Origin of the sequence: Paenalcaligenes sp., from assembly GCF_030152715.1 — a bacterium.
Taxonomy (GTDB): Bacteria; Pseudomonadota; Gammaproteobacteria; order Burkholderiales; family Burkholderiaceae_B; genus Paenalcaligenes; species Paenalcaligenes hermetiae.
In genome coordinates this window covers 1-9,185 of sequence record NZ_JASLIX010000044.1, presented here as the reverse complement: position 1 = coordinate 9,185, position 9,185 = coordinate 1, and the positions used below count along the sequence as shown (strand labels likewise).

The following is a 9,185-nucleotide window of genomic DNA, read 5'->3' as shown; positions in this document are numbered from 1 at the left end:
GCGACGTAAGCGTTTAGAAATAATGCGTGCGGTTATATAAGCCACGGGCAACATCACAAAAACAATCAAGGTCAGCTGCCAAGACATATAAAGCAGTACCGCGATCAATGCCACCACCGTTAAGCTTTCGCGTACCAATACGGTAATGACCTCGGTGGCAACGTTAGTCAGCGTGCCCGCATCAATAGTAAAGCGGTTGAGTAAGCGCCCTGTATCACCCTCTTTAAACTTGCTATCCGGTAGCACCAGTAAGCGCGCAAACATTTCCTGGCGCAAATTACGCAACATATTGTTTGCCACCAAGGCAAGCAAATAGTTACTGGCATACGAGGCAAGCCCTCGTACCAACATAATCACCACCACGGATAACGGTAATAGCCAAATATAATAAGGCTTGGCCCCTGTAAACCCATCATCTAAGAGAGGTTTCATGATCACAGCCAAAACAGGCTTGGTGGCCGATACAATACTAACTAACAACACCGCCACAATGACCATTTTCCAATAAGGTCGTAAACGGCTGTAAATTCGACGCCAAATTTCTGCTTCCGCATTAAAATTAGTCGACATAGGAGGCGATTTTAGGTTTTTCAACTACAGTCTCACTTATATACTAGAGAATGGGCGTATTTTAACGCCTAAGTCCTTTAGGCTCTAGCTAGGACCTTATTTTTTGTATTTTTAACATTTATGATGGAATCTCCCTTAGTGTATTTACGCCTTCCAAACTGGTTAGGCGATGTGTGTATGAGCCTCCCCACGCTCGAGGCATTACTCGCTCGGAACTATCGTGTCATCGTCTGCGCCAGGCCATGGGCTAAAACATTATTATCCGGTTACGCACTCACAGGCTTTGTACCAATGCAAGGGAAATGGCACCAAGATGCACGCACGCTACGTCAATATAGAAAAAACCATCAGCATAAAACCTGTTTTGGGCTTAGCCTACCGGACTCCTTATCCAGCGCTTTGATTTTCCGTTGGGCAGGTATTCCTACAGCTGGCTACCGGGATGATGGTCGTCGCTTTTTATTACGCTGGTCTATTAAAAAACCCACAACATCGCTCCACGCCGTAGAATCGTGGTATTACTTAGCGAAACAAGCAACAACAATCTGGCAACAGCCTATCGCCCCCACCCCCATGCGCAGTTTGCACTTAGCCGGTGTGCCTGAAGCCGACCCTACGTTATTTGGTTTAGACCCAAAACAAAAAAATATTCTCATCGCCCCGACGGCTGTGGGTCTGCATAAGGGTCAAGTAAAAATCTGGCCTCACTACGAAGCGCTTACCCAGGCGCTCCAAGCCCAAAACTACCAAGTCTACATGTGCCCGCCACCAAATGAAGTGGAGCAAGCTTTGCAAAATGCCCCGTCCGCAACGCGCTTAGACCCATTACCACTCCTCGCCTTTGCCCAACTTTGTAAAAGCGTAAATGTCGTAATCTGCAATGACTCTGGCGTATCTCACTTAGCCGCCGCCGTCAATGCCCCACAAATTACACTAATTGGTGTCACCGACGCTGCCCGCACAGGTCCTTGGTCTGATCGAGCGATTTGCCTTGGGCAAATGGGAAAATGGCCAAGCCTAGAAAATGTCTTACAACACACACACCTAATTAGTACGACCCCATGAATATTGCCAATCTTTTAACTCAACTGGTTATTCCCATTAACTTTGCTATGGCACTGCTGCTACTGGCCACAGTGCTACTATTATTCAAAAAACGCAAACGGGCCTTTTCCGTTACCTTGATTGCGGTAGCATGGACATGGTTCTGGTCTATGCCCGCCGCCTCAATATGGTTAGGCGGTCATTTAGAAAACCAGTACACTTACCAGGCCGCCGAACATAGCCCAATCGCTGATGCTATCGTGGTCTTAGGTGGACACACTGCTAACAGCCGTCATAACTGGTTTGAGGCTTATGACCCAGAAAAAACCACCACTCGCATTCAGCGTGGAGCATCCCTGTATCAGGCACAACGCGCACCAGTAATAGTGGTTTCAGGAGCTGCCTTAGATGGTGGCACTAGCGAGGCCCAGACTATGGCACGCTACCTTAAAAATCAAGGCATCCCCAGCACAGCCATTCTCATCGAAGAACAAAGCTTCACTACGCGCGAAAACGCCCTCTACAGCGCTAAATTACTGCAGGAGCACCAGCTTCATACCGTGCTACTCGTTACCTCTGCCCTGCATATGCCACGCTCTGCAGCGGCTTTTCGTAAAGAAAATGTTCAAGTCATTGCCGCTCCTGTAGCACCACAAATTACTCGCCCCAATGCTTCATGGCTTTCCATTTGGTTACCTAGCTATCAAGCACTCAATGCTAGTCGCTCTATTATCAAAGAGTATGTTGGTCTTCTCGTCTACTGGATACGAGGCTGGATTTAATTATTATTGATTATTCATCCGTGGGCGGCGTAGGCTTCCAATGCACGTTTTTATTTAAAAACCAGAGTTTGCTATAACGAAAAAAACTGCCTGCCGCTGCCACTCCAGCCAAAATAAAGCCCTCTTTACCATCTAAAAAACCGCGGCGTATGACATAAATACGCACAAAAGTCCAAAAGGCTTTGGCAACAATGCCTAACAGACCTATACGCTTACCCCGCTCATGCAATTGCTGGGCCGCCGCTGATGAGTACTGGTTTGTTTTAGTGATCAAGGTCTCTAAGCTATCATAAGGGTAATGCAATAAATACCCTTGTAAGTCGGCTGTTACCCCTTGCACAACAACACTTTCATGCACCGCCACGTCTTTAAAGCGCCCTTGATCTCGTTTAAACAAACGTACCAAGCGATCCGGCCACCATCCACTATGCTGAATCCAACGATCACCAAAGCTTGATTTTCGCGCTACTGTATAGGCATCAGCCTGCGGGTTGGTCAAGGTGGCTTGAATCTCCTGTGCCAATGAGGCAGGTACGCGTTCATCAGCATCCAAAGATAACACCCACGGTTGGGTGGCTAAATCCAACGCTTTGTTTTTTTGTGGTCCAAATCCAGGCCAATGAGTGGTGTGGTAGACTTTTGCCCCTAACTCTCGAGCGATTTGACAGGTAGCATCCGTACTGCCAGAGTCCAAAACAATAATTTCAGTAGCAAAAGAAACAGAGGCGATGCACTCCGCAATATGCGCCTGCTCATTTTTGGTGATAATAATGACTGATAACATCAGGCTAGACGGCGTGCACGACGCCACTGTTTAAAAGAGTTAAAAAAAGGAGCAATCAGAGGATGATGACTAGCGCGAATACGCTTGCCTAACGTTTTCCCCGGCCGATTGCGTACAGCAAAACGATGAATATATGCAGGAGAAGTAGCAGAGGTATTTCTCCCAAAAGGCTGAGTCGTATATAGATAAACAAAACCTAGGTCTTGCGCAATGCGCACATAATCCGCATCAAAATAGCCTTGGGGCCAACACAAGTGAGATGACACACCGCCTAATTCCTGCCTTAGTGTCTGCCGCGATGCCTGTAATTCCCAACGCATTTTTTCATTTTTATCTACACCGCTATCTAAATCCCATCGAGTATGCGTATGCGTATGACTATGAAACTCGACCAACCCTGATTCGCGCATGGCCTGCACCTCGGACCAACGCAAAATAACCTCATCACTACGCTGCTGTGCAATAAGCGTCTCGCACACCCGGTGTTCAGGGCAATCAGGTAAGGGGGCTTGGCTTTCTGTATTGGGTCGTACAGCGCCGTGCTGTAGCCATGAGGTCACCAAAAATATCGTTGCATGAAAACCATATTTTTTTAATAAAGGAAAAGCGTATACCCAATTATCTAAATAACCATCATCAAAAGTAATCAAGACGACCTTGCCAACTGGCTTACCCTGTAGGTGCTGTGCAAATTCATCTAAGGTCAGACTTTTATAATGGTTTTTTTGTAACCAGCGTAATTGGTCCTCGAAATGTTCGGGTGTACAAGCTATCATGCCACCTTCCGGTCGCACATGATGATACATCAACACAGGAACAGACGGTTTAATCATTGCCTCTGCTCCAACCAGCGGCGGTAGCATGCCTCTGTCTTTTTTTGCATGGTGATTAAGCTAAAACGCTGCTCTGTCACCGCGTAGTTATAACCCGCCAGCCCCATTTGTTTGCGTAGCTCAGGTTGATCAATCAAACGCTGGAGAGCCTGTCGTAAAGCTACGATATCATGCAAAGGTACCAACATACCGCTTTGCCCTGGCAGTAGCATTTCGGGCACCCCACCTACTTGCGTACCGATAGTAGGAAGCTTTGCGGCAGCGGCCTCGGCAAACACGGTGCCAGAGGCTTCTAAATAGGTAGCCAACGCAAAAATATCCAAATCACCTATTAGCTCAGAGATATCTTGTTGCTCCCCTAGAAAATGAACTTGGGCATCGGCATCTAGTTGCTGAGCAAACTGCTCCAGTTGCGTTTGTAAAGCACCACCCCCAATAATAACTAAATGCACATCGGTACGCGCACGAATAATCGGAGCCATCGCTTGAATCAGCTCTTGCATCCCTTTTTCTTTGCGCAAAACGGCAATACTTCCCACAAGAATATCGTCTGTGCTTAAGTTAAGCATGTGACGTAACCGCTGCTTAGGCAAGGGGTCTGGAAGAGCAACGGCAGGGTACACGACATCGATCGCCTCCGCAGGCATCCCCCGCTGTATGATTTGCTGACGCACGAACTCGCTGACAGCGATCACACGATGCGGCACCCACCGGTAAGAAAGCAACGACCCCACTGGCCGTGCTAAGTGCCGTGTTCGTACGACCAAAGGCACCCCTGCTAAACGAGCCGCTACCCCTGCATGAATCGTATCACGGCGGCTATTTGTATTAACCACATCATAATGCTGCTCTTGCATGAGCCGTCGTAACGCTAAAAGATTGCGCCAAAAATCACTACCACTATCCATGGAGAACAGGTGTACAGTAAAACCTTCTGCTTCCAGATATTGACGTAATCGTGCGTCCGACTGGCACAAAGCATGCACCTCGTGGCCCGCGACGCGCATTTGCCGCATCAGACGATGCATATAGCGCTCTTGCCCACCGTAACCGGTTGCCGCTTCGGTATAAAGAATTTTCAAGGGTTTCATTTAATAACTGATCTCCACAGCATGCTCTCCTAGCCACTGTTGACACTGCTCAAGCAGCGTGTCAGCCAAACGCACACGCCACTCCGTACCCAGCCGCACAGTACAAACATAATGCCCTTGATCAAGTTGTAATTCCACCAAGACCCCAGGGATATTATTTTCTGGTTCTGCTCGAAAAGGATTTAACAGCTGCTGCAGCTTATCCAGCTGACAATGCTCAGCAGACAAATGTAAGCTAAGCGCTCGAGCGCGAGCCTCACGCGCTAATTGCAAATCATAGATCTCATCCGCAGACACGCGTAGCCCACCTGAATAATCATCGTGACTAACACGACCTTTTACTATAATGAGCTGATCTTCTTTAAGACGCTGGCGGTGCTGCTCAAAGACCTCGTTAAAAATGGTGACTTCAAGCTGGGTCGAACCATCGTCTAAGGCCGCGATCATCATACGCCCCCGGCGTGTCATACGTACTCGCACCCCAGACAGTACCCCCGCAAACCACTGCGGCTCACGAGAAGGCTCAAGACTCGCCAACGGTCTAGGGGCAAAGCGTCGCACCTCATCTCGCCATGCATCAAATAAATGCCCACTGAAATAAAAGCCCATTGCGCTTTTTTCTTCTCGCAGCCGCGTTTGCAAATCCCATGCTGGGACTTTCTCAAGTTCGAGATCAATCAAATCCCCGGCATCATCATCAAAGAGTGATACCTGATGCGCATTTCGTGCGGCTTGCTCTGCCGCTTCCATGGCTCGGGGCACGGTGGCTAACAGCGCAGCCCTGTTTTCATCAATCGTATCAAAAGCCCCTGCTTTGATAAGGGCCTCGATGGTGCGGCGATTAAGAGCTGAGCGATCCACGCGTTTACAAAAATCAAATAAGCTTTTAAATGGACCACCCTGTTGGCGGGCAGCCACAATAGCATGGATGGCCGCTTCTCCTGCTCCTTTTACAGCGCCTAGACCATAGCGAATGGTACGCGGAGGTTTCCCTTGCGCGCTGTACTCATCTTTGACAGGAATGAATCGGTACTCTGATGCATTAACATCAGGTGGTAAAACAGTGACACCGTTTGCCAGAGCATCCTTCCAAAAGATCTGCATCTTATCCGTGTCATCCATATCCGATAGCATGGTGGCAGCGATAAACTCGGCCGGATGATGGGCTTTTAGCCAGGCCGTTTGATAAGCGATCAAAGCGTAAGCTGCAGAGTGACTTTTGTTAAAGCCATACCCTGCAAATTTTTCCATGAGATCAAAAAGCTTAACAGCCAATTTGGCATCGTAACCTTTTTCCACCGCTCCTTTTTCAAAGATCTCTCGGTGCATCGCCATTTCTTCGGGCTTTTTCTTACCCATGGCTCGCCGTAATAAGTCCGCCCCCCCTAACGAATATCCACCGATAATTTGAGAGATCAGCATCACTTGTTCCTGATACACGATCACCCCATAGGTGCTTTTGAGTACCGGCTCAAGATCAGGATGAAAATAATCGACCTCAGCTCGCCCGTGTTTGCGGTTAACAAAATCCACCACCATCCCTGACTCTAAGGGGCCAGGTCGGTACAGGGCCAACATTGCAATAATGTCCTCGAAATGACTTGGGCGCAGGCTTCGCAGTAGCTCTTTCATGCCTCGCGACTCTAACTGGAATACAGCCGTTGTATTACCGTCGCACAATACCTTATAAGCACCCGGATCATCCAAAGACAACTGAATTAAATCAAAATCTTTTTTGTCTTCGTTAAATTGCCGTACATATTTCACGGCCCAATCCAAAATGGTCAAGTTGCGCAAGCCAAGGAAGTCGAACTTCACTAAGCCGGCATCTTCCACATCGTCTTTATCATATTGCGAAACCGCATTTGCATCCTCGCCAGGTTGACGATACAAAGGACAAAAATCGATGAGTTTGCCTGGCGCAATCAATACACCGCCCGCGTGCATGCCGACACTACGCGTTAAGCCTTCGAGCGGTTTTGCTAAATCAATTAATGCTTTAACCTCTTCATCTGTCTCGTAGCGCTCTTTAAAAGCAGGCTCTTCTGCTAGCGCTCGGCTCAAACTCCACGGATCTGCGGGGCTAAATGGAATCAGTTTAGATAAACCATCACACAAACCATATGGTAGTTCCAAGACTCGACCCACATCACGAATAACAGCCTTGGCTCCTAGCGTACCAAAGGTCGCAATCTGACTGACGGCCTGCCGACCGTATTTGTGTTTCACATAGTCAATCACACGCTCACGATTATCCTGACAAAAATCAATATCAAAGTCAGGCATGGAGACTCGCTCTGGGTTTAAAAAGCGCTCAAAAAGCAAGTCATATCGTAGCGGATCCAAGTCAGTAATGCCTAAACAATAAGCCACCAAAGAGCCTGCACCCGAACCACGACCGGGGCCAACCGGCACCCCATTGTTTTTCCCCCAGTTAATAAAATCCGCCACAATCAAAAAGTAACCAGGAAAGCCCATATCAATAATGGTTTTGCATTCCCAACGCAAACGCTCTTGATATTCAGCCTGATGTTGGGCGCGCTCGGTCGGATCAGGATATAACTGAGCAAGACGCACTTGTAAGCCTTCTTCGGCTTGGTGCACTAAAAAATCGGCTAAGCTCATGCCCTCGGGGGTGGGGAAATCCGGCAAATGCGGCTTACCGAGCTTAAGCTCTACGTTACAACGCTTGGCAATCTCTACCGTATTGATCAACGCAGAAGGAATATCCGCAAAGCGCTGTTGCATTTCCTCTGTACTACGAAAATATTGCTCTGGCGTAAAGCGACGCACCCGCCTCGGGTTAGCGAGCTGTTCGCCTTCGGCAATACAAACACGTACTTCGTGCGCCCGAAAATCATCTGGCTCCGCAAACTGAATCGGGTGCGTGGCGACCACCGGCAAACTCATATCCCCAGCTAACGACACTGCCGCTTGAATATAGCGCTCTTCCTCATCAAAACCAGCACGCTGCAACTCTAAGAAATAGCGATCAGGATAATGGGTGTTCCACTCTTGTGCCCACGCCCAGGCTTGCTCAATATTTCCAGAAAGTAAGGCCTGCCCTACATCCCCCTGGTGGGCCCCTGATAGTAAAATCAAATCGGGCTGATGCCAGAGCCACTCGCGCTTCACCTCTCCACGACCTTTATATTGGTTATCTAACCATGCTCTGGTCAAAATATCGCACAGTGCTAAATACCCGTCGTGATTCATGGCCAATACAGCAACACGATACGGCTTATCCCTATCAATTTCGTTTTCTAGATATAAATCACTGCCTACGATAGGTTTTATCCCACTTTTACGCGCGGCTTTATAAAACTTAATTAAACCGAACAGGTTACCCAAATCTGTTAACGCCAGAGCAGGTTGCTGATATTGCACCGCTTTATGAATCATGGCTGGGATACGTGTAATACCATCCACCACTGAAAACTCAGAGTGGCTACGTAAATGCACAAAGGGTATGGAAGAGGAAGTCATAAGCATGTTTTAGTATTGCATAGCGTGCCAAGCACGCTCTACACGTTTAACAGAAATGGGCATCGGGGTACGAAGCTCTTGGGCAAAGAGAGAGACACGAAGCTCTTCGAGCATCCACATAAAACGCTCTAACTGAGGATCCTCCGCACCCTTAAGTGCCACTTTAGCGCGTAAGTACTTCGTTTGCCATGGCAAAATATCACCCAATAGCCGCTGATCGCGCGCTGGATCCGCTCGAAGCTTATCCATACGCACCCACATCGCCTTTAAATAACGCGGATAATGTTGTAGCTGTTGAGGATCCGTATCCCGCACAAACCACTTATGCATCAAACGCTGCTGCTGTTGCTGTAAATCCTCATAAGCTGCTGTGTGCGTTTTAACCGTAGGCAGTTTACGCAACACATCCGTCCAGGCCTGTAAAATGACCCCAGTTTGCTTAGCGATTTCTTGAGTGATTAAGCCAAAGCGTGGACGCGCCTGCTCTAAACGCTGTAAAAATGAAGCCTCATCCGTGGGCCAAGGCGCCATTAAACAAGACTGATCTATTGCCGCATCGATGATCTGACGCTGCAAATCCTCCTGCGTCCCTAAG

General features: G+C 48.3%; 8 protein-coding genes. 2 read left to right on the top strand and 6 right to left on the bottom strand.

The features are described 5' to 3' along the window. Positions 1-570: ABC transporter transmembrane domain-containing protein (locus tag Q1V74_RS03365; protein WP_300647053.1), on the bottom strand; the 570-nt coding region annotated here is incomplete at its 3' end. Between the two features lie 120 nt (positions 571-690). Between Q1V74_RS03365 and Q1V74_RS03360 the strand changes: the two genes are divergently transcribed. Next, on the top strand, positions 691-1,635 hold the full coding sequence (locus Q1V74_RS03360; protein WP_300647052.1) for a glycosyltransferase family 9 protein: 945 nt from the start codon (positions 691-693) through the stop codon (positions 1,633-1,635). Then, on the top strand, positions 1,632-2,396 hold the full coding sequence (locus tag Q1V74_RS03355) for a YdcF family protein (protein WP_300647051.1): 765 nt from the start codon (positions 1,632-1,634) through the stop codon (positions 2,394-2,396). Before Q1V74_RS03360 ends, Q1V74_RS03355 begins: the two co-directional genes overlap by 4 nt. 10 nt (positions 2,397-2,406) lie before the next feature. Here the strand turns inward: Q1V74_RS03355 and Q1V74_RS03350 are convergent, their stop codons facing one another. From Q1V74_RS03350 to Q1V74_RS03330, 5 genes are all read right to left on the bottom strand, one after another. Then, positions 2,407-3,183, bottom strand: coding sequence for a glycosyltransferase family 2 protein (locus tag Q1V74_RS03350; protein WP_300647054.1), 777 nt, complete (start codon positions 3,181-3,183; stop codon positions 2,407-2,409). After that, complete coding sequence (locus tag Q1V74_RS03345) at positions 3,180-4,013, bottom strand: polysaccharide deacetylase family protein (RefSeq protein ID WP_300647050.1); 834 nt, start codon at positions 4,011-4,013, stop codon at positions 3,180-3,182. Before Q1V74_RS03345 ends, Q1V74_RS03350 begins: the two co-directional genes overlap by 4 nt. Then, complete coding sequence (locus tag Q1V74_RS03340) at positions 4,010-5,104, bottom strand: glycosyltransferase (protein ID WP_300647049.1); 1,095 nt, start codon at positions 5,102-5,104, stop codon at positions 4,010-4,012. The genes Q1V74_RS03345 and Q1V74_RS03340 overlap by 4 nt, the downstream gene beginning before the upstream one ends. Then, positions 5,105-8,590 (bottom strand): DNA polymerase III subunit alpha, encoded by a 3,486-nt coding sequence (gene dnaE, locus Q1V74_RS03335; protein ID WP_300647048.1) that lies wholly within the window; start codon positions 8,588-8,590, stop codon positions 5,105-5,107. Between the two features lie 9 nt (positions 8,591-8,599). Further along, on the bottom strand, positions 8,600-9,185 hold a 586-nt coding region (locus Q1V74_RS03330), incomplete at its 5' end, for a DUF3418 domain-containing protein (protein WP_300647047.1).

Excerpts from the sequence above, each read along its gene's own strand:
- Q1V74_RS03360 (WP_300647052.1), top strand. The coding sequence starts at position 691 with ATGATGGAATCTCCCTTAGTGTATTTACGCCTTCCAAACTGGTTAGGC.
- Q1V74_RS03355 (WP_300647051.1), top strand. The coding sequence starts at position 1,632 with ATGAATATTGCCAATCTTTTAACTCAACTGGTTATTCCCATTAACTTT.
- Q1V74_RS03345 (WP_300647050.1), bottom strand. The coding sequence starts at position 4,013 with ATGATTAAACCGTCTGTTCCTGTGTTGATGTATCATCATGTGCGACCG.
- Q1V74_RS03340 (WP_300647049.1), bottom strand. The coding sequence starts at position 5,104 with ATGAAACCCTTGAAAATTCTTTATACCGAAGCGGCAACCGGTTACGGT.
- dnaE (WP_300647048.1), bottom strand. The coding sequence starts at position 8,590 with ATGACTTCCTCTTCCATACCCTTTGTGCATTTACGTAGCCACTCTGAG.